This window comes from Pseudomonas sp. TAE6080 (assembly GCF_018732265.1).
GTDB lineage: Bacteria > Pseudomonadota > Gammaproteobacteria > Pseudomonadales > Pseudomonadaceae > Aquipseudomonas > Aquipseudomonas brenneri.
Genome location: NZ_JAHIDY010000001.1, coordinates 482925 through 507158, shown reverse-complemented (window position 1 = coordinate 507158; position 24234 = coordinate 482925). Strand labels below are relative to the sequence as shown.

Below are 24234 nucleotides of genomic sequence, written 5' to 3'. Positions count from 1 at the left end.
TGAGTTTGAATTGATCTGAATACTTGCTCATGTGAACACCCCAAGAAATTGGATTGGTGTCCAACTTCTTGGGGGCAGTCCACAATGTGGGAGCTGGCTTGCCTGCGATACAGGCAGCGCGGTCTTTCAGTTGAACTGAGGTGATGCAATCGCTGGCAAGCCAGCTCCCACACTGACCGTGCCTATTTCAGATCCGTAAAAAGGCTTACGGCATCAACACCGCACGCCGGGCATCACCGAGGATGTCGACGCCGTTGAGCACGAACTTCTGGGTGCGCACGTCGATGTCGATCACCGGCACGCCGTTGTCCAGGCGATGGTAGGTGCGGCAGGACAGATCCAGGGTGGTGGTGGCCTTGTCGCCCATCTTCAGCTTGGCTTCTTCCAGGGATTTGAGCTTGCCGCCGACGGTGTGGTAGGTGAAGTAGGTCTTGCCGTCCTGGTCCTGGCCCGCCTCACGCACGTTGAGCAGGATGTCTTCGCCCAAGCGCACGCCCAGGGCCAGCATGATTTCGGGACCGGCGCCTTGCAGCACCAGCTTGGCGCTCAGCACCTTGGCGCTCTTGGCCATTTCCTCGGCGATAAAGCGCCCGCCGGACATGGGCTCCATGTCGAACTCGATCTTCGGCGGGGTGAATTCCTCGACGGTCGCCGACAGCGGCAGGCCCTGGAGAGTGGCCGCAATGGCCTGTCTGACTCGGTTGGTAAACATTAGAGAACGTCCTCCAGGAACTGCTCGATGATTTCATCGCGGGCATTGAGTTGATAAACCATGTGTTCGTTCGGCGCGTAGCGGCCGTAGTCGATCACGATGAACCAGGTGCCGTTCTTGTACTTCTCGACACTGTTGAGTTCCGGGTGCAGGTACACACTGCCGCCCGGGATGGTTTCGTCGGCCACCAGGGTTTGCAGCCAGTCGTTGATGCGCTTGACCTCCTGGTCCATGAACGACTTGGTCAGGTTGTGCGCCATGGCTTTCTGCCCGGCCTTGACCAGCTTGCGGCTGATGGCGTCTTCCAGGCCGACATAGCTGATGAACATGCCGGTGATGGAACGGTTACCCAGCAGCGAGAAACCGCCGAGGATGGTGCGGGCGTAGTAGCTCACGCCGTAGCGGTTGAGCAGGTCGCCTTCGGTGGAGGTGTCGAGGATGTTGTACTCGACCACCCGCGACACGTCTTCGGCGAAGGTCACCTGGTTGCCCGGGCTCTCCCACTGCTTGACCTTGGCCAGCGCGGCGATGGCCAGGGACGACGGCGCGAGGAACACGTTTTTCTTCGCCGCCTTGGAGTACACCGACGGCATGTTGTGTACCAGCAGGCAACGGTCGAAACCCAGGTCGGCACCGCCCAGCTCACCACTGTAGGTCACTTGATCGGCGACGCTGGCGTCTTTGCCGTCCAGCACCACACGGGCCTTGATGCGCTTGCCGAAAGCGGCAAATTCACCGGCCACAGCCTTGGTGCCGGTGAAGCCTGGAGCACCAATGATGGTCAGGTCTTCCGGGACACTGCCAAGTGCTGCGAGGCCCAGCTTGCGACCGGTCACCGGCTCGTTGCCGCCGATCACGTTGTTGAGGGTATCGGCGGGGGTCGCACCCTCTTCGACGATCACCACATAGACCGGCACCTTGACCACTTTGAGGATCTGGTACACCGCATGAAACAGCGTGCCCGACTCAGTGCCGGTGGGGTCCAGCAGAGCCTGGGCGGTGAAACTGTTGATGCGGAACGGGGCGTTTTTCGGGATCGACAGATGCGCATTAGGCGCAGTGCCGACCAGACCGATCACGTTGTCACCCAGGCCACCCATGGCCTCGGGGGATTCGCTGGCATTGACGGTGATGCCGTTATGCTCGAAGTTCAAAACCTCAGCCATGATTATTCAGCCTTCTTGGTGACGGCCTTCTTGGCCGGTGGGGTGTCTTGGGCGGCAGCCAGCACGCTGGTCAGTTCCAGGCGGCCGGCGGTGCGCAGGGCGGTTGCTTCGACGTCCAGCAAGTCCAGTTCCTGGCCGACGGTGGACCAGTGGCCACCTTGGGTGGGGAATGGGATGAGGACGGTGTAGGTTTGGCGGTTGGCCATGGTGGGAATTCTCCGGGTGCAAAAAGCGCAAAGCCCCTGCGGGAGGGACTTTGGGCGGGCGAAAAAAAACCGCTTTCGCGGTGGGGGGGATTACTTCAGGAAGGCCGGTTTTTCGGGCCAGATCACGGCGTCCGGATCGGCGCCCTGATCGGGGATATCGCGCAGGGCCTTGCGGTAGGCGACGAAGACCGGGCGGTCCTTTTCCGTCATGGGGTAATCGGGCATCGCGGCGTAATCGCTGGCGGCGAGATCGGCGTCGCGGGATGCGCGGATTTCCTTCCACTTGATCAAAGGATGTAGTTCAGCAAGTGCAAATACAGGTTTCATTAACGCTCTCCTTAATCCAAAGCCAACATGTATGACCAATCAGCTGGATGAGTAACAACACCCGTACAGGCGCCTGCAAGCATCACCTCAACTTCCCCATCTGCAGAGATACACATCGGGTGGATAAACCAGTAATGGCCAAACATTCGAGTCGGTTGCATAACCACTGAACACCAACGCCACTTGCCCTTTTCAGCCCCTGTACACCACGCGTTATTAACTTCACCACTAACAATCCGAACAAAAGCACCTATCGTCAGGCTAGAGTTCAGAATCAACGGGCGGCCACCACTTACCTTTCCGTCATCGACAGACCTTGGATAAGCGAGCCAAGCAGAACCTCCCGTATTACTCGACCATTTCATTTGCCAGACGTGAATGACATTTCTCCAATATTCAGAGGCCCTAATATCAAAATCAGGAAACTGTTCCCGAACATCCGCTTGGACTTGTCGCATAAAATCGATATCTGCTTGGGGGCGCCCAGCTTGTTGAGAAAGAGTAGTGATTGCCCGCAACTTCTTTGTAGTTACCTGCTGATGGATATCCCATCCCTCAATCAGATTGCCCGTGGCATCCGGCGCCATACTAAAATTTTGTGTAAGCGCCAGCCTGGGCAAGCGCTGATCCAAACTTGCAATCTGTTCACGGTAAGTTCGTTGCGCTACTTCAAGGGCTTTATCAATCTCGCCGATCTTACCCGTCACAACACCCGTCAGATTATTTGCCGCGCTGACAACCGCGGCCAATTGCTGTTCAGTACTCAATGTTTAAACTCCTTGTAGTGCATTGATCTTGTGTTAAGCCTTCGCTTCAAGCGCCATCAATCGAAATAAAGCTCCGATGCCTCGTGCCATGTTGTCGATACTGGCCGTCGAGAGTGACGCCAACTCATCCACCACCAGGATGTTGAGGTTTTCCGACCCCACGATCACGGTGACGCTATCCGCCGGCAACGGCGAAATATCCAACGTAAACTTCTGCAATACCCGCGCCGCCGCCGCCTTGTACGTCAGCAACTTCCCCGCCACCGAGTACACCGCCAACAGCGTTCCACTGGCGAGGTAAAACCCGAATTCGCCAATCTCATATTCACCATCGCCATCAAACAGCGCGGCCATGCGCAGTTGGCGCTGGCCCAGGTCTTCGTAATCCACAATCGCCACGCGCTGGCGCTCATCGCGCAGGGCGGTTTCGTTGCCGGTGGGGTTGTAGCGGCCGGTGCCGGCGGCGATGTGGGTGATTTCGCCTTTCAAGCCTTGGTTCTTTGCCTGCAACACTTCATCCAAACCCTTGGAGGTGAAGCGCACCAGGCGCGTAATGTCATCGGTCATGGCTGCGCCCTGAGGTCGTAGTCGTTAATGGTGTAGTGCTGGGCCACGCCCGCACTGTTAAGCCCTGAACTCAACATGAGTTGCGGCAAGGCGCCCCGCAGCGACAGCTCGCTGTCGCTCAGCGCCGCATGGGCGACGCTGGTGATGGGCAGCCTGCCCACCACCTCATGCACCAGGGTGATGGTGGCCAGGTCGCGCTCGCTCTTGGCCGCGTTGATGCGGCGGATCAAGCGGTTGTGGTCACCACTGGACCAACTGCGGCCGATGATCGCCTGCACGTCGAAGGTGTAGGGCTGGGCCAGCGGGCGCTGTTGGTACCAGGCCAGAATGTTGGGGGTGAACCCCAGGGATTCGACCGCGTGGCTCAACGCCTTGGGCGTACCGGCCTGGCGCTGGATCTGCCAGGACAGGGCGACCGTGAGGCGCTTTTCGGTTTCGTCGGCAGCGGCGTTCCACTCACTGACGCCGCGGTCGGCGGCCAGGTAAGGCAGGAACGCCTGCGGCGTGTGCAGCGGATTCATCAGCGCCGGGAACGGCGGCTCGACCCGTTCGAGCAACTTGCCGAAACCCAGGTCCAGCGCCTTCTCCAGCGGTGAACTGTTGGCCGGCAATAAACTGGATGTGTGCTCACTCATAGCGTCAGCACCTGCACCTCGACACCCGTGCAATACGGAGCCTGGAAGGCCGTGGTGATGATCGGCGCCAGCGGTTCGAGAATCTCCAGTTGTGTAGCCCCGGCGGTGTGGATGGTGTAGTCGATCCAACTCGGGTCCACGCGCCCTTCAAGGCGGTGGCAAGATTCGGCATAACGTTGCAGCAATTGCTGGGCCGCCACTTGCGTCAGCCCCGAGTCCGGGCCGGCGTTGATCCTGGCGACCACGCGGATCTTGTAAGGCACGATCTGCGCGCCCTGCACCGTCACCCAATCGGTTTCCGGGCGCACATCAGGCCGGGCGAAATGGCGGCGCACACCGTCAAGCAAGTCCGTCGATGGCGTGCCATTACCCGAGCGCGAGAGCACTGTGACCATGACCTCGCCAGGTGCCGTACGCCGGGCGTTGCCATCCTTGACCTGGGCGGCATAACCATCCGGGTCGAAGGTATAACTGACTGTCACCACGCCAGCAGCGGCACTCTGCACTTTCACCACCGGCCGCTCGCCAAGGGTGAACACCTCGCGACGATACTGCATGCGTGAACCCGCAGCCGGCGCGTGGGGCGCCAGGTAGTAGCGCAGCCGCGCATCATCGTCACTTTCGAGGGTCGGCGGCACGGGCGGGAACGCCGCCGGGTCGCCTGGGTCGAGCACCTGGCGCTCCAGGCCCATGTCGGCCAGGCGCGCATCCAGGTTGCTGCCAGTGGCCCACCACGCCAGCATCTGCTGGATCCGCGCATTGTATTTGCGCTCATGGGTTTGCAGGCGCACGCAAAAGGCTTCCAGGGCCAGGGTCAGCAACTCGCTTTCGTTGTCCAGGCTGACCTTGAGTTTGGCTGCGCTTTGCGGGGCGCGGGTGGCCACGTAATCGACGACAAACGCCTTGAACTGCGCCAGCAGCGGTTCGAATTCGTCGACGGCGATGAGGTCGGGCGGCGCCAGTTGGTTCTGCCCGGGGATCAACATGCTCATGTCACCACCTCGAAGGATTGCTTGCGGTTTTTCCAGGTGCCGGCAAACCGCAACAGCAGGCCTGCGCCCTGGCGATTGGCGACGATGACTTGCGGGGCAAAATCGGCGATGCCGTTCTGCGGGTTGTAAAAGGCCTGGGCGGCGTGGCTTTGGGCGAGGATCAGCAGATCATCGCCCAGGTTCTGCCCCAGCAGCTGCGGGATCATCGAACCGTAAAGCGGGCGTTTCTGCCGCGTGCCCAAAGGTGTGGTCAGGGCCCGGGTGGCGCGCTGGACGAATTGCAGCCAGTCGTCCACCACGGCCCCGGTGTTTCTCTCAATTCCGATCATGGCAAATCCTTATGCCGTGCTGATAACTCGGCCCTGGTGATCGACCACCGGGCCACTCAAGTGCACGCCGGAGGCATCCAGCAGGATGCCGACGGCACCTACATTCAGGGTAAGCGTCTCGGCAGTCATGGCCAGACGGGCAGCCCCCAGGCGCAGTTCGACCTGCTCGCGCGAACCGCTGAATGCGGTGGGCCCGTTGCTCCAATTGAGCACATGGGCGGCGGCGTCGTAGGCGCTTTGTGTACCGTCCGCATGCTGCCGACGGGTCAGCGTCGCAACACTGGACAGCGGTGGAAAACGATCACTGTTGAGGCCAAACAACGCCACCGACTGCCCCCCACCCTCGCCACCGCCATAGTTGAGCAGCAGGCATTGCTCACCCACCGTGGGGATCCGCGTTTCCGTCTGCGCGCCGGCACTGGGGTTGAAAAAGCGAATCGCCGGGGTCAGCAACTCACCATGACTGACCTTGCAGGTATTGCTGGCCGCATCGACCTCCTGGCACACGCCGATCCGGCAAAAGCTCTCGGCACGCCGATAGAGGTCTTCAAGCTGAGTTTCCATCTGCGCCAAGCGCTCGACGATGGGCGCCAATTGCAGGCGTAACAGTGCATCGAACATGGGCTACTCCTGCAATGGCCGGTATTGATCGGGGTCGTCGATGTTCGACACTTCCCAGGTGCGGGCAAACAGCGGCTTGCCGATGGGGTCGTCGAGCAGTGGCGGGCCGAGGTAAAGGGTCTGGCTGAAGGACACGGTCCAACTGTCATAGTTGGTTTCGGCCCCCGCCAGGCTCGACGGCAGCGCGACGATATTCACCGGCACATCGCACTGGGCCGGCGGCAACTGCCAACGGTTATCCAGTACCAGGTCCATCAGCCGGCTCGCCAGGTCACAAGCGTCAAAGGGTTGCGCGCCCTGGGCGGCCATGACTGTGAGCGAGATCGACAGAACATGGGCCTTGCGCCCTTCAAGGGAGCGCACGCCGGGGCCATTGCGCTCGACCGTGATCGCCACGCCGGTTTCATCCGTCGCCAGAAAGCCCGGCGGGCTGCCCACCCGCAGATCGGGGAACGCTGCACGCAGCGCCTCGCCGACAGCAATCGGCAGCTGTGAAGGTTTTTCAATGAGGGTCATGGTGTGGCTTCCTTGCAACAATCACTTTGAATCCGGGGGTTGGTTGACCCCGATGCGCTTGGCGGCCCAGCGCTCATACAGGCCGATGGCCACGTCGGCACCGGCCATGGCGGTCAGGCACCCGAGGGCGCCCGCCGTCCAGATCGACATGCCGGCGGCATACAGCAGCATCAGTGCCGATACCCCGCACACCATGCACGCCCCGGAACGCAGGGCCAGGCGACGGACCAGCGACCAACCACGGGCGCCCTCCTTGTCGGCGCGCCACATTTCCCCGGATACCCCGCCGATCAGGGCCAGAATAATCACCAGCCAGATAGGCATTTCTGCCAACGCTTGCTGCTCGTTTGTCATGTCACGCCTCCTGGAATGCGTAAAACCGGCAGGTGGCCGGTGCTTTGATCAATAAGTGGTTTGATGTGTCGGTAGGCATTCCAAAAAGCCCGGTTGCCCAGGCTTTTCAGTAATGCGGTCCTTGCGATCTTTCGGCGCTACTGGCGCGGTACGGATCTTTCCTCGATGTTTTTCCGACCACGATCCCTGTCTGCCGGATAACTGCTTCTGGTGCTTTACGCTGCACACCCGGGTCAGTTGCCAACCCTCTGAACCGTTAAGGCCGGTTCATCGCTGCCTGTGGTGAAACCGTGAAACTAAAGAGCGTCGGCATCCTTGCCGGTGCTGCCTGGCGTCCTTGCCATCACTCGGTGGCGTCCTTGCCAGTGTTGCGTGCCTTCCTTGTCTTCCCTGGCAGCATCCTTGCCGCCTCCACCAGACCTTGTTGGCTGGCTTGAGATGAAGAATATGCATGTATGGATATACAGTCAATGCATAAATGCATTTATTTCCACTCAAGCAATGCATATCAGCATAAACATCTTGAAAGACAGCCACTTGGCGGTTTTCCGCAGGCGAAAAAAAGCCCGCTGATGAGCGGGCTGTTTCTTACAAAGGAGGTTTAGCGGGCGTACATGCCCCACCAGAAAACGTGACCGAGGATGCTGATCTGTTCTTCCTGGATATCCTGGAAGCTGTAGTCCTCATCCGGATGCTCATCACGATTGAAACTGCGCAGGCGAATCCCCGAAGGCAGGCGATAGAGTTGTTTGACCCGCAATTGGCCGTTGTGGTTGATGGCATACAAATCGCCATCGACGATATCGCCAATCCCGCTCTTGCCAGCATTGACCCCCACCGTCGCCCCATCGCGCAATACCGGCAGCATGCTGTTACCGCGCACCGTCACACACTTGGCCTGATCGAATTGCACACCGTTATGCCGCAGGCTGCGCTTGCCAAACCGCAGGCTGGCCTTCTCGCTTTCCTCGATGACGAATCTTCCTGATCCAGCAGCCAATTCAACCTCACGCAAAAAGGGGATCGACACCTCGTCGTCATTGACGGGGGTATCGTCGTCCCACAGGCTTATATCCTTGAGCTCCGAATGCATCGGGTCACGCTCATCCAGCCGCACCGGCGCTGCACGCCCGCGCAACTGGTCAGTGCTGATACGGAAATAATCAGCGATACGCGAGATGTGTTTGTCCGACGGATCAACAATCTTGCCGCTGAGGATCCGGGACAGAGTGGATTGAGGCACGCCGGTACGCCGGTGAAGCTCCGTGGGGGAGATCCCGTCGTGGTCGAGCAGCTCTCTTAAGACGATTGAAACGTTGCGTTTTTGCATAACGGGGATAGTGACGGGAGTTTTTGGGGTTGGCAAATGCTAATTTGCATATTTTGTGCATGGCGTATGCACATCCACACCTAATGCCGATTTTCTGTAGGAGCGAGCTTGTCTCCGGGCGGCGTTCCGACGAAAAACCTCAGAGCACCGCGTTTACCCAGCAAGCGCGCATTATCGTTGACGTTCTTCGCGAGCAAGCTCGCTCCTACAGCCAAGATCGGCGTTAGGTGTACTCCGTCTGCGTTTTACCTGACCGTTTGTGAACTGCGAAGCACTGACCTCACATGTTAACCTTGCCGCCATCGCAAAAAATGCTGGGCCAAGCGCCCCCTTTGCCCCATCACTTTCAACGAATCTGCCTACTATCCAATGAGTAAAAACACGTCCGATCTGTCCTCCCACACGCCGATTGTGTAGGAGTATGTGGGGAATTTGGGGGGGTAGGCCCGTGATTGCGGGTTGTGACGCTCGCCCAAGGCAGGTTGCGTAAACGCATAATGGGCATTGGATGGCATAGATTGGCGTACGGTTTGCCCCATTTTTGCCCCATGCGAGGGTCTAGGACTCCCGCCTGCCCAAGCAGCACAATGACCGAAGCAATCTCATCTTACAGCCATGCCTCAACACCCAGGGTTCACGGTCGCGTCAGGCAAGCCTGATGATGGGCAATATGATTTTTGATGGGCTGCTTTCGGCCAAAAGCAGACCATGGACACACTGCTCATACGCCAGTAATGTGTGCCCAAGTCATGTCGCTTTTCCTCTTCGCCTCGCTCTCTGGAACTGCGCGCCGCAGCCCCTTAACCTAAACGTTAGCACTCACGGCAGAATAATGGTTATCCAAACAACTATCGGCGCACTGTTCTTCTCTGCTTACGCGAAAGGCCGGGCGCTGGCTACCGACGAAGCTATCTTTAAACATACGCAACTAGAACCTCGTCTTCCTCCAGGGATGAGCGTCGATTTACTTGAAGCAGTACTAGTCGTACTTAAACCCCAAGTACCAATCAACACCGTTACGATTTCTTGCAAGTGGGTTAAGATTCCAGGTCCTTGGGATGATCGACCATCTGGAGAATGCTTGGATGCACAATCTTGGGTGCTTGGTGAAAAACTTGTTCTCATTGGCACAGAGGACCTCGATAGTCTTAGCATTCGTTTAACAGAGCATGGCCTCTTAAGCGCGCCTTACCCGGTTAACTACTGCAACGATGGTTTTGAGATTTTGTTGCCACTGGTTCCTGCGTGCCGGATAACGTCGTTGCACTTCATAGTGGCATCCAATTCTTACCCAGAGCCTGTAGATTGCTCTGCTTGGTACGCCGTTGATGTACCTCACGGCCACGTATTGACCGCCGTAGGTGAGGGCTAACAACTAGTTCAAGTCACTCGCTTTGCTCATTCGGGACCGGCTAAAGCCAGCCCCTTAATCGTAGAGATGTTTGGTGTTTCGCCCAAGTATGCGCAAGGTTTAGCGGTAGGTACCCTAGATGGAATTCAGTCGCATGGAGGAAATCCGGAGAATGGGCTCACGGTGAAATAGACAGTGGGAGTAGTTGTGGCGGGCCGGATCAACTTTGGCGCATTTTGTTCAAAAGTCCATAAACCGAATGACTGCTTAGGGTCGAATGTGGTCGTAGGGAAACCAATTCAACGATAGGGATTCGAACCCCTCCCAATCTACCTGTAGTCCGCTATAGACCACGAAAACGGGCCCACGCAAGAGGGCTAGACGCACAGATGATGCCCTAGTGAGCGTGCCGCACGTTGCCGCTCACCTGCTTCCGATCACCGACTTAATTGCCATGCTGGCTCTATGAGTTCGGCTGGCCTATTGCTTTAAACATAGGAACCAGAATTTGGCTTCCTCTTTCATTTAAATGATCGTCATCAAAATAAATTGGAAGCCCACCAACATCTCCCCAGCATCTATCCTTACCGCATAGATATGGAACCGGGTCCAAGATTTTTGCACCGCACTTTTCCGCAGCCAAATCGAGAGTTTTTAAAGAGGACAAGTTTCTTTCATTATATTGTTCAATCGTTACTGACACTCTGGTGGACACATCAAAAATCATTGATCGACCCATACTGGACGGGACATTAAACCCCATCTCTGGCACTGGCCGCACAATGTACACTTCTCTATCTTTAGAAAGCTCGCATACGGTTTCGAGGATGCCCTCTCTCATATCAGCAGCAAACCCATCGCTGTGTATATCTCCATTATCAGAAGTAAATTGTGATATCAACTTCGCTAACGGCGGATCAATTTCGTTTGGACCATGCACATAAAGTGAAAAGCGATTCACCAAAACAACGGGCACACTGCTTGGTAACTTCTTAGCTTCCGCGACAACCCAACTCAAATAATTAGTACACTTGTGCTCTTCATTTTTACTATATATACCACCAGCCAAAGGACATGCATTGGCGGCCCACTGCAAAACATCACCTTTTCCAATTGCTGCTTTTAGTGATGTGACCAAAGATGAAGAGTGACTATCTCCAATCATTACCGCTTTGACGCTGCCATCGCTCCCATATTTACAGTTAGGTACCGGACTGTCTTTCGAGCCGATACCAAATGACGCGGCCGCGCATTCTTCCAAGCGTGGGTTCTTGTTCAATGCCTCGTTAAAAATTGCGTTGGCCTGTGCGGAAAGCCGGCTTGGAAAACCATCTTGTTTCCGAACGAGAGTACTAAATGCGCTAATTGTCAAAGCACCAGCCAACAAAAAAACAACAGAGGGGACCATCGCTCTTTTCGACAATCTTATGCGTACGGGTGTTTCAACGTAACGATAGGAGATCCAGCCACAAAACAGAGCCAAAACTAATCCTACCAGCACCGCCAATGAATTACCCTTCAGGTTTAAAAACACCAGAACCACTACAATCGGCCAGTGCCAAAGATACAGCGAATAAGAACAGTCTCCTAACCATTGAGCTAGCCTTGAGCCGCTCCACCACGAATCTTTCCGTGCTGCAACTAACACTAATGCCGCCCCCAACACTGGCACTACTGCACGCCAGCCCGGCCACTGACTATTTTGATCAAATATAAAAATTGATAAAATTATTAGTAAAAAGCCAAGCCCCTCAATCGTTCTCCTAACCCCCTTAACCATCGCAACGTTGTTAGCCCACAAGTAGACAACCCCACCTGCGAGCAACTCCCAAGCCCGACTCTTAAGAAGATAGAACGCTGCAGTCGGCTTATGAGGAGTTATTGTTATGGACCAATAAACCGACAACACAAACCAAAGAAGCACGACTATTTTTAGTGTAGATATTTTTGGACGGATCTTCCACGCAATCAACATCACCAGTGGAAGAATCATATAAAATTGCCACTCAAGCGAAAGTGACCAGGTATGCAGCAATAAATTCTCATGAGAGGCAGGATCAAAATAACCCGATTCGCGCCTAAACTTTATATTCGAGAAAAAACCTAATGCACTCAGCGTGTACGCCCCAAGCGTCTTGTACTCATCTGGTAATAAAATAGCCCATCCGAGAATCAGAACGAAGCCACACAAAACAATTAGCGCCGGAAGAATACGCTTAGCTCTAGACACATAAAAGTCTAGTACCGAAAACCTCTTATTGGAAGTCAGAGACTCGGAAAGACCTTTCGCGATTATGCCAGTCATTAGATAACCAGAAATCACAAAAAAAACATCTACACCAATGAAGCCACCAGAAAACCCGAAAATACCAAAGTGATACAAAACTACAGAAACCACCGCCCAGGCACGCAGCCCATTTATATCACCCCGAAAGTTACTACTTTTAGCGTCCATGTTTTTCAACTTCTCAAGACATACACCCTTTATAACAAGGGCTCATTAAAAATAAGCAATACGCTCACGAATACAAACGTTACCAACTACCAACTACCTTTTGAACAGTTCATGTAGAAGCTGAAGTTGCTATTTCAAACTTTAATTTATGGGCGGTTTCCAAAAATATGAACATTCGAGCTACTGGGAGCAGCAGATATAAGTATGATTCCATGAATGATAGGATTTTGCCAGTAGCCGCGACATCTACGAGATGCAGAACTTTTCCCAATTACACACACGCAACCTTCCATAGCTGATCAAGTTTCGTTGTGTAGCTCTGACTCATCATCTCCCGCCTCATCCCCCAATCTGGGTTGGTCGGCACGCTAGCCGACCGCAGCGTTCCCCTTCCCCACCGTCCATTGATCTGATCCAGCACCGTCATCACCCTGGTAGCCTCCGCAGGCTGCGACACAGCGAATAGATCGTCGGTGTACTCGCCTGGCTGGCAAAGGTTGAGCAACATCACCTCGGCCTTGCTGTATTTAAAGCCTGGCCGGTAGATATGGTCGACAGCATCAACCGCAGCCTTTGTCAGCAGGCGCACGTCGTCGGTTGGATAAGGCAGGTCAACCACCACCCCGTTCGCATACTTGGCCTCTTCAGGATTGAACATCCCGGTACGGATGCAGACTCGGACCTTCTTGCACAGTGAGCCCTGGGCCCGGAGCTTTTCAGAAGCACGCATCATATAGGTGGCTAGCGCCTCCTTGATCGGCGGTAACTCGGTCAGGCGCTTACCGAACATCCGGCTGCAGCAGATCTCCTGCTTCAGCTGGTCGGGCTCGTCCAGCTCCAGGCACGACGTACCGGCCAGCTCTCTTGCAGTCTTCTCAATCACGATGCTGAACTTCTTGCGCAGCGTCCACGGGTCAGCCTTGGCAAGGTCCATGGCGGTCTTGATGCCAAGTGCGTCAAGATGGAGTTTCATTTTTCGGCCGACACCCCACACCTCGGCAACGTCGGTATTGCGTAGCACCCAGTCGCGCTTGGCCGGGTCAATGATGTTCACCACGCCACCGGTCTGGGCTTGCAGCCGCTTCGCAGTGTGGTTGGCCAGCTTGGCCAAGGTCTTTGTAGTGGCGATGCCTACGCCAACCGGGATACCAGTACCACGCAGCACCTGGTCCCGAATCTCTCGACCCAAAGTATCCAATCCACCTATGCCCGTCAGATCGGCGAACGCCTCATCGATGCTGTACACCTCGACCGCCGGCACCATCGCCTCGATCAGGCTCATCACCCGTTCGCTCATGTCGCCGTACAGAGCATAGTTTGACGAGAACGGGACAATGCCGTGCTGCTTGAGCTTGTGCTTGATCTGGAAATACGGCTCCCCCATTTTAATAAATGGCTTGGCATCGTAGCTGCGGGCAATGACACAGCCGTCATTGTTGCTCAGTACCACGATGGGTACCTTCGCCAGGTCTGGCCGGAACACTCGCTCACAACTGGCGTAGAAGCTGTTGCAGTCGATTAGGGCGAAGGTCGGCTCTTGCTTAGACATGGCTGCGCACTGTGCTGGTGATCACGCCCCAGATTGAAAGCTCGTCCCCCTCAAGGATGTACCGCGCCGGGTACTTGGGGTTTTCCGAAAGGAGGATCACCTCTTTACCACGCTTGCACAGGCGCTTGCAGATGGGCTCATTGTTCAGCAGGGCTACGACCACATGCCCGTGGGCCGGCTCGATGGCTCGATCCACCACGGCCAAATCGCCCTCAAATATCCCCACCCCTTGCATGCTCTCGCCAGTAATCACTACCAGGTACACATGAGGCGCACGGATGTTCAGGACCTCATCCAATGAGATGTGCTGCTCGATGTGATCCGCTGCCGGCGATGGAAAGCCGGCCGGAACCTGAAAGGAACACAGAGGCAGTTTTACGCCGGCTTCGGCGATGGGACCTAGAATGGTAAAGCTCATGGCGCGCCTTTCTACAAATACTGTACGAATGTACAGTTAACTTTGTAGGACGCTTGCGGTCAATTTTTCTGTGGGATATTTCGACAGGCGGAGAGGTGCGTATGTGCGGGAGATTCGTGCAGTACGAGGGGATGGCGATCTTTATCGAAGAGCTGAACCCACAGATAGAGCTATTCAGTGGATATGACGCCGCGCCGATCAATCGCTACAACGTCGCTCCTTCGACACGGGTGCAACTGCTGCACACTGTAAAGGATCGCATGCATATCGATGCAGCCAAATGGGGATGGGCGCCATTCTGGGCCAAGGGGAAACGCCCGGACCCGATCAACGCTCGCGTGGAGACGGTCACCACGGGCAAGTTCTTCAAGCAACTGTGGCCGAATGGCCGAGCCGTGGTGCCGAGTGAAGGGTGGTATGAGTGGGTCAAAGACCCCGATGATCCGAAGAAAAAACAGCCCTACTTCATTCGCCTGAAAAGCCAGAAACCCATGTTTTTCGGAGCACTCGCCCAAGTGAGTCTTGGCCTGGAGCCCCAAGAAGGCGACGGTTTCGTGATCATCACCGCTGCCAGTGACCAGGGGATGGTGGACATCCATGACCGCAAGCCCTTGGTACTGACACCTGAGCATGCCAGGGAGTGGCTGGATCCGGGTCTTGCCCCAGAGCGGGCCGAAGAAATAGCCAAAGAGTGCTGCCAACCAACCGAGGATTTTGAGTGGTATGCGGTTGGCAAAGAGGTGGGGAACGTGAAAAATCAGGGAGCCGAATTATTGCTCCCCTTATCCACGAAAGATGATTAGTCCTGCCGGCGCTGCTCGAGCAGTCGAGCGGCCGCCGGGAAGCCTACCCAGGTCGCGTTGTGGTCAAGCCCACGGCCAGCCAACACAACAGCAGCCAAGTCATTAAGGTCAATCTCACCTCGCGAGGCCGCCGCGAGAAGCTCAGAGGGCAGGACATTCAAATAGTGGTCAGCGGTTTCCATGGGGGTCATCCTTCGTTTGCGTGACCACAGTAACGCTCTACCGTAAACACATAGCAAGCCAATCAGATCGACGATTGAGACCATTAAAACAGCCCCCCAAGCGCTGAAGGCTCCCAGTTCATGATCACCAATTCTCCACTGACATCGGCCTTTCCCTGCCGTTGGTTTGTGGTGCTGTAACGGATGTCGACTGTTTCAAAATGGAAGCCTTCAAACACTCGGCGAATATCCTGGTGATCGTTGATGCTGACCATGACCTTCCCCTTGCAACGCCTCATAAAGTCAGCCATTCGCTCGTAATTCTCAAAGGGAAAGTCCACCCCGTAGCCGGCCGTCTGCCAGTAGGGCGGATCCATGTAGTGGAAGGTATGGGAGCGGTCATAGCGCTCAGCACACTCAAGCCAGCCCAGATTTTCAACATAGGTGCCGGACATACGCTGCCACGCTGCAGAAAGGTTTTCCTCGATCCGAAGCAGGTTGATTGCCGGACCAGTCGTCGCGGTACCGAACGTCTGCCCCGTCACCTTGCCGGCGAAGGCATGGTGCTGCAGGTAGAAGAACCGAGCGGCGCGCTGGATGTCGGTAAGGGTTTCAGGGCGGGTCATCTTCTGCCACTCGAACACCTGCCGAGAGCTGAGCGCCCATTTGAACTGGCGCACGAACTCTTCCAAGTGGTTCTGCACGACGCGGTACAACGTCACCAGGTCGCCGTTGATGTCATTGAGGACTTCAACTGGCGCGGCCTGGGGGCGCATGAAGTAAAGCGCGGCGCCGCCGGCAAACACTTCGACGTAGCATTCGTGCGGTGGGAAGAGAGGGATAAGGCGGTCGGCCAGGCGGCGTTTGCCGCCCATCCAAGGGATGATGGGTGTGGACATATAAAAGCAAGACCTTTGCTGTATGAATAAACAGTGCTAGGCTCGCTCCGCTTTGTGCACGAAGCAGGAGCCTTGGCTGGACTTGCAGGGACGATCTGCGGGGAAGGCGGCCGGGCTGGATGTTGACGCATCCTGCCCGGCCGCTCCTTTTACTTCGGCGTAGAAACTTCTTTTGCGTAGGCCTGACAGGCACGCAGGGCGATCAATCCTTGGTCGCCGGCATCGGTGATGGCGATAATTCGTTGAGCATGCGCTGGGTCAAGTTCGGCTCTCGTGGGGCCATGAACCATGCTGCCGGTGGCGGCGGTGGCTGGCACTGAACAGCCGCTGTTGGTTTCGGTGGCGGCGAGTACGACTGACAACCGCAGATCAGTAGTAGCCAGGCGATCACGCAGGCGAGCCTGCTTCGTTTGCTCATCGATCAATTCCTTGTGGTGGGTCTCATCTTTGCTCTGCAGGCGTCGCTCCAGCGCCAGGCGCTTGTCCTGCTCAGTGCGTTGTAGGCTGGCAGATGCCTGGGCCAGCTCGTTGAGGGTGTCAGCCTGGAGGCGCGCTTGGCGCTCCAACTGCTGACCGTACCGCCAGCCTTGGACGGTCCAGGCCAGTGCAGCAGATCCGCCGGCCAGCATCACCAACAGCAGGCCTACGGCGGCGATTCGGAATTGAGCGGGGATCAGGTCGAAGAGACGCATAACACCGCCCTCGCCCTACCCCAGAGCTGCAGCCGATCCTCCAAGCCGTTGAGGCCGCCATTGATCCTGCGGGTGATGGTGTTGAACTGCTCCTTGTCGGCCAGCAGGTTCAGCCCGTTCACCCACCAGAACCACGCTGCCGACTCTGCGGCCCACTGCGGCAGCTCCAACAGTTCCGGTGTGCGTAGCAAGCGCTCGTCACCAAATAGCGCCAGGCTGCAACGCAAGTAGTTGTTGTGCCCGGTGACCTGGATCAGTCCGCGACCACGATATCGCTGACCATCGCCATCGGCCTCCGGGGTATTGCCCAATCGGGTAGCAAGAGTGCCGGTGTCGTATTTACTGAGGTACTGATCGCCCCCCAATTCGCGCACGTATTGCAACTGGCCGGACTCATGCCCGACCTGAGCAAGGAAAGCCGCCTGGCGCTTCGGCGTATCGATCTGTCGATTTGCCATAGCTGCGTTTAGGGCAGATACAAAAACGCCCGCTTGGCGGCGGGCGTTGGGCATGATGCGTTGGAGTTGCTGCTCGGTGATGGACATCGCGTTTTCCCAGACAAAAAAAGACCGCTCGAAGGCGGCGGGTGATGAAACAGAAAGGCCAGGTCACAGCTCCAGAACTTTGACCTCCTTGGACTTTTTCGCTTTCTTGCCGACTGCCTTGGCTTTCCCCTTCTTCCCTGCATTGCATTCGACTGAGGTGCTCCAGCCGGACTGGGTGAATACCTGTTCCACCGAGTCCACCAGAAACACTCCGTCGAGGCCTTCCTTGAAGCCTTGCGCGTTAATCTGCCGTTCCGCGAACAGGTCCGTACGCCCGACCATCTCCAGCCGGACCTCGGCGGTTGAGCGGTTGAACGCTGCAAGGCGTGCCTTGGCTGCCTGCTCGGCGGCGGACTTGTTCGGATGGATGTGCCGATCGGTATGCACGGGTGGCAATCCTGCCGGCGCGTCGTCGTTGTCCAGAGTCAGGTTGACCAGCTCGCCGGTTTTCTTGTCCTGATACTTGGCCTTAACGGCCTTCTGCGTGGTGCGGTCAGTGAACCGGAACTGCCAGCGACTGACGTCGCCACGACGGATGATGACCGCCGACAAGGATTTACCGCTGGCTGTTTGGCCGCTTTGGCGAGGCAACACCAGCAACTTACTGTCGGCCACTTTCGCAGTGCAATCGTGATCCTTGGCGAGCCGAGTGATGAAATTGAAGTCTGATTCATTCAACTGATCAGCCCGAGGCACTACGGTTGCCACTGAACACTCGGGTGCCCAACCGTTGCGAGCAGCGATGTCGCTGACAATCCGCGACAACGGGACGTTTTCCCAACTGCCACTACGGGTGGTTTTGCCCGTTCCTCGCATGTCGCTGGCCTTGCCACGTATGACCAGGGTGTCGGGCGGGCCAGAGACCTCGATGTCATCAACGGTGTATCGGCCCAAGCGGGCCAGTGCGTTGCTACCATATCCGAGGTAGATCTCGATACCGGCGCCGCGCTTGGGCAATGTGACGGCGCCGTCACGGTCGTCGATACGCAGCTCGAACTCATCCGACTCCATGCCGGGTTTGTCCAAGGTACGCAGCAACAGCAGACGGTCATTGATCAATGCGGTGATATCGGAACCATCAGCAACAATCCGAAAGGTGGGTTTCATGCTTGTACCTCGTTGTTCAATCCCACAACTGCACCTGCTCGACCATCGGTTCTGCAACATCGGGAAAGCTGATTAACAGGCCCGCCCGAAACGGCTGACGCTCATCCGCCAACAGCCGATTCGCCGCCAGCACCGCCTCGACCGTGCCGTTCAGATGCCCGTACTGCTGAAAACACAAGGTATCCAGCAGGTCACCATCAGACGTTCTGCATATCGTCGCCATAGCGCGTGAACTCCAAACTGAAAGTTTGCTTACGCGGGATCCCGCCAGCCAGCAAGGCGCCCTGCTCTTCCTCCAGGCTGCGCAAGCACCAGGTGCCGAGCACGAAACCATAGCCGGTGGTAAGGTTGAGCGGTAGCAGCTTGGCCCCGATGGAGCGCAGGGTATCCAGTTGCTTCAGCCCGCCCTTGAAGGTGGGAAAGATCGCACCCTTGAGGCTCAATTTTTCCTCCCCCATACCCACTCCCTGCTGCGCCGGCCGGCGACTTAGGCGCTCTTGCGAGGCCCAGCGAAACTCTGTCTGCCGGCGAAGTTCGTCGAAGGCCGCCGTGTCCAGGTTGAAGTAGAACGGCTGGGCATTGGTTTGCAGCGGCTGCAGGATCAGCAAATGCGGAAACGGCTTGACCGCTTCCGCCATGGGTGTGGCATTGGGCGCCAGGGCGCTGGTGGGCAGGATGTTCGCCAGACGGGGATCAACCTTGCCGGCGATCTGGTTGATTGCCGTCCCGGCACGGTATGCCTGCTCCTTGAGGGTTTCCATGCGCTCATCCAGTCCCGACATCGTTCGCGTGCCCTTGTTATAGGTGGCGAGGACGGTGCCGACCTTCGACTGCGCGGCGCCGATCCCGCGCATGACACGCTGCAGCTTTTCACCGACACCCGGCGGCACACCGGGAAGACTGGCAAGCTCTTCAGCGGCGCCAGTGATTTCGCTGATCGCACCGTTCACCGGGCCGATCATGTCGTCGATGCTGCGCCGGCCCGCCTCCCCGGCTTGGACCAGGGATTTGAAGCCTGACTGCAATTGTTCCATGTAGGCCATGGCGGCTCCTTAAACGTGAGGGGCATCGAACAGGTTTCGCCGGGTTTGCTCCCGACTGAAGTCATCAAACATCTGCCGCATGTGCGGCATCATTTCCTGGGCCAGTTGGCGCGGATCCTTGACATCACCCTGGACGGTCACCTGTGTGGATGGGGAAAACGTCCATTGCTGATCGATGCGCGGCGGGTCTGCTTTCGCGACCGCCGCCGCACTGAGTACCGCAGGTGCGGCGACAGCTGCCGGTGCGACAGACAACGAGCGCGAGACATCACCCAGCGCAGGGCCAGGTGCAGCGGGTACCTTGAGCATCAACGGGCCAGACGACAACGAGGGCGCCATCTGACCCAGACGTGGCATGGGCACTGCACTGGGCGGCGGCAGGCGCAACGGTGACGGTTGCGCCGGCAGAACCAAAGGTTCATCCGGGCCGCCGAACGCCGCTTTACCCACAGCACTACCCAACTCACCACCACCCCAACTCCCCAGAAAACCGCCAATCAGACCACCTACCACGGTGCCGATCACCGGCACCACCGAACCAATAGCGGCACCCGCTGCTGCACCGGCAAGCGTGCCGGCCAAGGTGCCTGCGGCATTGCCGTAGCCTTCGGCCTTTTCGTCGCGGGTTTCAGCGTTCTGGTAAGTATCAGCGGCAATCAGCCCTGCCTCGATCAACGCAAAGGGCGCTGCACCTTTGGCGAATCCCAGCCCTTTGCCCATCATGACCTTGGGGTCAAGGCGACTCGCTGCCGCTCCGATGGCTGACGCCGGACCTGCACTGGGAATGCGGCCACCCCGGCCACGCTTACCCTTCCCTCGACCGCGCTTGCCTTCACGTCCGTCAATTCCCCCACCGCCTGCGCCTGACGGGTTGGTGACAAACACCCGCTGGATCACGTTGGGGTTGCCCATCAACGAGCCACGCCCAACGTTGAGCAAGCCCTTACCGATCTTGATCGCGTTGATCGCAGCGCCCAGGCCGATAACACCTGCAGCCAACACCGTCGCCCCGCTGATCACTGTCGGAAACTTCCCGGCCAGTTCACCCAACCCATAAGCCACCTTCGCCAGCCCGTCAGCCGCCAGGTCCGTCAACGGCCGCACCGCGTCCCCGATCCGGGTCATCGACGACTCAATACCTGCCGTCGCCGCCGACCACTTGCGATTCGACGTCTCCCGCGCCTTGGCCGCGTCCGCCTCGATCTTGGCCTTGCCATCGGTCTCCTTGATGGTCGCCATATCAGCCTTGATCTTGTCGCCGTATTTGATCTGCGCGAGCAAGCCGGCACTGGCGCTCTGATCGCTGACAATGTTCGCCAGCCCCGCCGCCTCAGTCAGCGCGATCATGGCTTGCTCTTCCTCGGCACTACCATCCGCCGAGGCCTTGATCTTGGCCTTGAGCGCTTCGATTTTCTTGGCCTTGGCCGGGTCCTGTTTCTTGATCAATTGCTCACTGAGCATGATAAAGGCATCGACCGGGTTGGCCGCCTTGCCGCTTTTGGTCGCGGCAAGGATCGAACCGGTCAGGTCGTAGCCTTCCTTGGCGAACCGTTCCTGGCTGGTGCTGCTGATCACCGCGTTGAGCAGGTTGTTCATGTTGGTGGCCGCCGCCGCCGAATCCTGCGTTTGCGAGAACTGCGACTGCAGGCTGGCACCAAGGAAGCGCACCGCCTCCGGGCCTTCCATGCCGAGACGTTTGATGTTGCCGAGCATGGCCGGCAGGTACTTGGCCATGTCCTTGGGACCGAATGCACCAATGTCACCGGCCGCCGCCACCTGGCCCAGCATGGCGCCCATGTCGGCCTGTTTAACACCGGCCTCCTTGAAGGAGTTGATCAGGGTGGCAATGGTTTCGGGCTCCATGCCCTGGCCGTCGATCAGGTCGGCGATCTGCCCGGCGTAGCTGATGGCGACATCCCACTCCACGCCCTTTTCAATCAGCGCCCCGACCGACCGCGCGAGCAACTGCTGGCTCATGCCCTTGTCTGCCGCGACCTTACTGATGCTGGCCGCCAGTTCGGCCTCGTCGCCGGTACCGGCGGTGTGTGCCCACAACGACATCTGGCGGATCTGCGCCTGGTAGTCGCCAGAGACCTTGGTCGGGATCGCCAACGTAGCGGTCAGTGCCGCCGCCTGGCCGAGGGAGCTTTTCATGCCCTCCTTGCCCTGCTGGATCTGCGTGTGGCCCAGCGCCTTGAGTTCAGCGCCCCGCGCTATCTGCCCGAGGGCTTGATATTCCTTGCGCAGTTTGCCGACCTCGATGCCCTGCTCCTTCAGCGTTTTGAGGTTGGATTCGAGCTTTTGCAGCAGGCCAGCGGCCGAGGCCGAGCCGGTGTCATGGGCTTTTTTCCATTCGTCCCGCAGGCGCACCGTATCGCCGATGGTGCTCTGCAGGACGCGGGCCTTGGTGCCTTGCTCGCTGAGTTTCTTGATGCGGCCTTCGACATCCTTGAAGGCAGCGCCGACCGTGGAGCTGACGGCGCCGCCGATGACCAGGCCGAGCGCCAGGTTGTTTGCCATGAGAGCACTCCAGGCTGGGATGTAGGGCTCAGTCCATGAGCCACCAGATCATCGTGGAAAAGGGCATGGTCTCGATTTCATTGGCGGCAAACGAATACTGCGTCGCCAAGCGTTTCGCGACCTGCTTTTGCAGGGCCGGGTTAAATCCCGTCGTCCTGCACCAGGCGAAAGTAGGCGGCTTGCAGCCGCTGGTAGTCCGTCAGCTTGAGCCCCTCCAGGTCCTTGATGCCGGACTCGGACAGCGAGGCAAACAGATGCATTTCGCGCGCTTCGTCATCGCCGCCTGCGGTAGCGTTGGCCGCCCGTACCTCACGCACGGTCGGTGATCGCAACGTCAGTCGGTCGACCACTACGCTGTTGATCTCACAGGGACGGGACAGGGTGACTGTCGCGCTATCGGCGGTGACAACGAGCCAGGCCGGCAGCTTTTTGAGGTCTGTCATTTGAAAGTTTTCCTTTACATGCCCAGGTCGCGACGGACACTGGCGAGTTGATCGACACCGTTGATGACGCGGACACAACCCAGCGGGTCGATCTCGTACATCAAGCGGCCGCCTACTTCGAGCTTGTAGTAGCTGACGCTCAAGGCGTACTTGAACTCGGACGAGTCGCCCGGTTTCCACTCACCCGGATCCAGCTCAGTAAGCATGCCGCGCAAGGTTGCAACCACCGATGTCGTGGCGCCCCTCTGCACTTTGAACGAGCCCCGGAAAACCGCGTTGAACGCAGTCTGATCGGCAAGGCCAAAAAACTTCATGGCCTCACGTCGCACTCCCTTGGTGCTGAAGGATGCCTCCATTTTTTCCATCCCCTGATCCATATCGATGCCGACATCCATACCGCCACCGCGATATTCATCGGTCTTGATCTTGAGCTTGGGCAGAGACAGCGTGGGCACGTCGCCGGAGAAGTTGACGCCATCGACAAACATGTTCATCAGGTACAGCGTTTGCGGAACCATAGCCATTGCGGGATCTCCTTAGCCGTTGGTGTCGAGAACTTCGGTCAGCCACTGGTTGGTGACCTCGACCCGGAAGTTGGGGTTTTCTGCAGGCGGCACATCAGTGAAACGAATGTTCCAGTACACCTTGCCCTGCTCCAGTTGGCTGGCCGTGTTCAGCTCTGGATCGGCGAACACCTCGAAGTTGATAATCGCTCCCTGGTTCTTCAGGTCACGCATGAAGTTCTGCAGCCCGGCGGTGACGTCGCCGACGTAGGTCTTGGTGATCGAGCGGTCGACTGCCCATTTGTGGCCGTACAGGATCGCGTCCATGACGATATCCATGGTGCGAACGCGGGTGACAAATGCCCATTTCGGATCACTGGAGCAGGTGCGGTTGCCCCACAAACGAAAGCCGTCATCGCGGATGATGGTGGTGATCTGCGCGTTATTGAGCAGGTTGGCTCGGCAGGTTTCGTCGCCGTCCAGGAATTCGATAGGCCGACTGGTACCAGTGACACCAACAAACTCTTTGTTCGACGGCGAAGCCCAGAAGCCGTATTCGGAATCGGTCCAGGCAAACAGCCCGGCGACCCAGGCAGAACTAGGTGCATCGACGCCGGCACTGAGCGCGGTGTCCCAGTACTGCACGCCAGGGTCGACCAGAAACACACGCTTGCTACCGAAATTTTCGCGGTATTCCATCGCCGCTTCATCGGTGGTGTTCGGGCCGTCGATAATCGCCATGGCTCGCAGCTTGTCGCTCAATGCCACCAGCGCCGTGGCAACGGGCAAGGTTGCGGTGTGTTTGGGTGCGGCCAGCAAGCGGGGCTGGGCGTTGAAGCGGCTCTTGCCATCGAGCAGCGCCTGCATGCCGGTACGGGTACCGTTCGCGAGGACACCGCCGATGATGGCCGAGGTTTGCGCGGCAGCGTCTGCCAGCTTTGCTACACCGCAGGCGACGATCACGGCCTTAGAGCGAACGAAGATGGCCTGCACCGCTTTGGTGATTGCCGAGTCGGCGCCCCAGGCGGCGATGGCTTCGCTTTCGCGGGTGATCAGCATCAGCTGATTGGGCAAGGCAATGGCATCAGGGCCAGGGGTAAAGGTGTCGCAAAGGCCGATGATGGACGACGACGGCACCGCAATAGATCGCGAGCCGGTGTCGACGTTGGTGACGGTGACGCCGTGGAAAAATCCTGCTGCACTCATTGTGCGGTCTCCAGAAA

Annotated in this window: 29 protein-coding genes; 2 read left to right on the top strand and 27 right to left on the bottom strand. The window is 57.8% G+C overall.

Features of this window, described 5'->3' with window-relative positions; all coding sequences use genetic code 11:
• Nucleotides 1-205: 205 nt before the first annotated feature.
• From KL786_RS02395 to KL786_RS02335, 13 genes are all read right to left on the bottom strand, one after another.
• Complete coding sequence (locus KL786_RS02395) at nt 206-712, bottom strand: phage major tail tube protein (protein WP_215516608.1); 507 nt, start codon at nt 710-712, stop codon at nt 206-208.
• A complete protein-coding gene (locus tag KL786_RS02390; protein ID WP_215516607.1) occupies nt 712-1878 on the bottom strand; it encodes a phage tail sheath protein in 1167 nt (388 codons plus the stop codon). Before KL786_RS02390 ends, KL786_RS02395 begins: the two co-directional genes overlap by 1 nt.
• A 2-nt stretch (nt 1879-1880) precedes the next feature.
• Entirely contained in the window at nt 1881-2084 is a 204-nt protein-coding gene (locus KL786_RS02385) for a hypothetical protein (protein ID WP_032858404.1), read from the bottom strand.
• A 90-nt stretch (nt 2085-2174) separates the two neighbouring features.
• A complete protein-coding gene (locus KL786_RS02380) occupies nt 2175-2411 on the bottom strand; it encodes a tail fiber assembly protein (RefSeq protein ID WP_090291892.1) in 237 nt (78 codons plus the stop codon).
• A gap of 11 nt (nt 2412-2422) precedes the next feature.
• Nucleotides 2423-3178 carry a hypothetical protein gene (locus KL786_RS02375; RefSeq protein WP_215516606.1) on the bottom strand — a complete coding sequence of 252 codons (756 nt, stop codon included), beginning with the start codon at nt 3176-3178 and terminating at the stop codon, nt 2423-2425.
• Nucleotides 3179-3211: 33 nt separating this feature from the next.
• Complete coding sequence (locus tag KL786_RS02370) at nt 3212-3745, bottom strand: phage tail-collar fiber domain-containing protein (protein ID WP_032858408.1); 534 nt, start codon at nt 3743-3745, stop codon at nt 3212-3214.
• Nucleotides 3742-4380 (bottom strand): phage tail protein I, encoded by a 639-nt coding sequence (locus tag KL786_RS02365; RefSeq protein ID WP_154841805.1) that lies wholly within the window; start codon nt 4378-4380, stop codon nt 3742-3744. The genes KL786_RS02370 and KL786_RS02365 overlap by 4 nt, the downstream gene beginning before the upstream one ends.
• On the bottom strand, nt 4377-5372 hold the full coding sequence (locus KL786_RS02360) for a baseplate J/gp47 family protein (RefSeq protein ID WP_032858412.1): 996 nt from the start codon (nt 5370-5372) through the stop codon (nt 4377-4379). The genes KL786_RS02365 and KL786_RS02360 overlap by 4 nt, the downstream gene beginning before the upstream one ends.
• A complete protein-coding gene (locus KL786_RS02355) occupies nt 5369-5701 on the bottom strand; it encodes a phage baseplate protein (RefSeq protein ID WP_215516605.1) in 333 nt (110 codons plus the stop codon). The genes KL786_RS02360 and KL786_RS02355 overlap by 4 nt, the downstream gene beginning before the upstream one ends.
• A gap of 9 nt (nt 5702-5710) precedes the next feature.
• Entirely contained in the window at nt 5711-6322 is a 612-nt protein-coding gene (locus KL786_RS02350; RefSeq protein ID WP_215516604.1) for a phage baseplate assembly protein V, read from the bottom strand.
• A 3-nt stretch (nt 6323-6325) separates the two neighbouring features.
• Nucleotides 6326-6838 carry a hypothetical protein gene (locus KL786_RS02345; RefSeq protein WP_215516603.1) on the bottom strand — a complete coding sequence of 171 codons (513 nt, stop codon included), beginning with the start codon at nt 6836-6838 and terminating at the stop codon, nt 6326-6328.
• Between the two features lie 21 nt (nt 6839-6859).
• Complete coding sequence (locus KL786_RS02340) at nt 6860-7192, bottom strand: phage holin family protein (RefSeq protein ID WP_032858418.1); 333 nt, start codon at nt 7190-7192, stop codon at nt 6860-6862.
• Nucleotides 7193-7793: 601 nt separating this feature from the next.
• Nucleotides 7794-8522, bottom strand: coding sequence for a LexA family transcriptional regulator (locus KL786_RS02335; protein WP_082445537.1), 729 nt, complete (start codon nt 8520-8522; stop codon nt 7794-7796).
• Between the two features lie 832 nt (nt 8523-9354).
• Between KL786_RS02335 and KL786_RS02330 the strand changes: the two genes are divergently transcribed.
• The gene (locus KL786_RS02330; protein WP_215516602.1) at nt 9355-9894 is read left to right on the top strand and encodes a hypothetical protein; all 540 of its coding nucleotides are present in this window, start codon (nt 9355-9357) and stop codon (nt 9892-9894) included.
• A 442-nt stretch (nt 9895-10336) separates the two neighbouring features.
• Here KL786_RS02330 and KL786_RS02325 read toward each other — a convergent pair whose 3' ends face one another.
• The 3 genes from KL786_RS02325 to KL786_RS02315 all read right to left on the bottom strand — a co-directional run bounded on the left by KL786_RS02325 (nt 10337) and on the right by KL786_RS02315 (nt 14295).
• The gene (locus KL786_RS02325; protein WP_215516601.1) at nt 10337-12328 is read right to left on the bottom strand and encodes an acyltransferase family protein; all 1992 of its coding nucleotides are present in this window, start codon (nt 12326-12328) and stop codon (nt 10337-10339) included.
• A gap of 271 nt (nt 12329-12599) precedes the next feature.
• A complete protein-coding gene (gene umuC, locus KL786_RS02320; RefSeq protein ID WP_215516600.1) occupies nt 12600-13877 on the bottom strand; it encodes a translesion error-prone DNA polymerase V subunit UmuC in 1278 nt (425 codons plus the stop codon).
• Complete coding sequence (locus tag KL786_RS02315) at nt 13870-14295, bottom strand: LexA family protein (RefSeq protein ID WP_215516599.1); 426 nt, start codon at nt 14293-14295, stop codon at nt 13870-13872. The genes umuC and KL786_RS02315 overlap by 8 nt, the downstream gene beginning before the upstream one ends.
• A 101-nt stretch (nt 14296-14396) precedes the next feature.
• Here KL786_RS02315 and KL786_RS02310 point away from each other — a divergent pair, with 101 nt between their 5' ends.
• Entirely contained in the window at nt 14397-15098 is a 702-nt protein-coding gene (locus tag KL786_RS02310; RefSeq protein ID WP_215516598.1) for an SOS response-associated peptidase family protein, read from the top strand.
• Here the strand turns inward: KL786_RS02310 and KL786_RS02305 are convergent.
• The 11 genes from KL786_RS02305 to KL786_RS02255 all read right to left on the bottom strand — a co-directional run bounded on the left by KL786_RS02305 (nt 15095) and on the right by KL786_RS02255 (nt 24217).
• Nucleotides 15095-15280 carry a hypothetical protein gene (locus KL786_RS02305; protein ID WP_215516597.1) on the bottom strand — a complete coding sequence of 62 codons (186 nt, stop codon included), beginning with the start codon at nt 15278-15280 and terminating at the stop codon, nt 15095-15097. The genes KL786_RS02310 and KL786_RS02305 overlap by 4 nt on opposite strands.
• 83 nt (nt 15281-15363) lie before the next feature.
• Nucleotides 15364-16158 carry a DNA adenine methylase gene (locus KL786_RS02300; RefSeq protein ID WP_215516596.1) on the bottom strand — a complete coding sequence of 265 codons (795 nt, stop codon included), beginning with the start codon at nt 16156-16158 and terminating at the stop codon, nt 15364-15366.
• Nucleotides 16159-16307: 149 nt separating this feature from the next.
• Nucleotides 16308-16850 (bottom strand): lysis system spanin subunit, encoded by a 543-nt coding sequence (locus tag KL786_RS02295; protein WP_215516595.1) that lies wholly within the window; start codon nt 16848-16850, stop codon nt 16308-16310.
• Entirely contained in the window at nt 16832-17395 is a 564-nt protein-coding gene (locus KL786_RS02290) for a glycoside hydrolase family 19 protein (RefSeq protein ID WP_215516594.1), read from the bottom strand. The genes KL786_RS02295 and KL786_RS02290 overlap by 19 nt, the downstream gene beginning before the upstream one ends.
• A gap of 63 nt (nt 17396-17458) precedes the next feature.
• Nucleotides 17459-18502, bottom strand: coding sequence for a phage late control D family protein (locus tag KL786_RS02285; RefSeq protein ID WP_215516593.1), 1044 nt, complete (start codon nt 18500-18502; stop codon nt 17459-17461).
• Between the two features lie 16 nt (nt 18503-18518).
• On the bottom strand, nt 18519-18725 hold the full coding sequence (locus KL786_RS02280; protein WP_191947129.1) for a tail protein X: 207 nt from the start codon (nt 18723-18725) through the stop codon (nt 18519-18521).
• On the bottom strand, nt 18700-19545 hold the full coding sequence (locus KL786_RS02275; RefSeq protein WP_215516592.1) for a phage tail protein: 846 nt from the start codon (nt 19543-19545) through the stop codon (nt 18700-18702). The genes KL786_RS02280 and KL786_RS02275 overlap by 26 nt, the downstream gene beginning before the upstream one ends.
• 9 nt (nt 19546-19554) lie before the next feature.
• Entirely contained in the window at nt 19555-22065 is a 2511-nt protein-coding gene (locus KL786_RS29820) for a phage tail tape measure protein (RefSeq protein WP_215516591.1), read from the bottom strand.
• Nucleotides 22066-22205: 140 nt separating this feature from the next.
• A complete protein-coding gene (locus tag KL786_RS02265; RefSeq protein ID WP_215516590.1) occupies nt 22206-22508 on the bottom strand; it encodes a phage tail assembly protein in 303 nt (100 codons plus the stop codon).
• A gap of 14 nt (nt 22509-22522) precedes the next feature.
• Nucleotides 22523-23026 carry a phage major tail tube protein gene (locus KL786_RS02260; protein ID WP_215516622.1) on the bottom strand — a complete coding sequence of 168 codons (504 nt, stop codon included), beginning with the start codon at nt 23024-23026 and terminating at the stop codon, nt 22523-22525.
• Between the two features lie 18 nt (nt 23027-23044).
• The gene (locus tag KL786_RS02255; protein ID WP_215516589.1) at nt 23045-24217 is read right to left on the bottom strand and encodes a phage tail sheath subtilisin-like domain-containing protein; all 1173 of its coding nucleotides are present in this window, start codon (nt 24215-24217) and stop codon (nt 23045-23047) included.
• Nucleotides 24218-24234 lie beyond the last annotated feature (17 nt).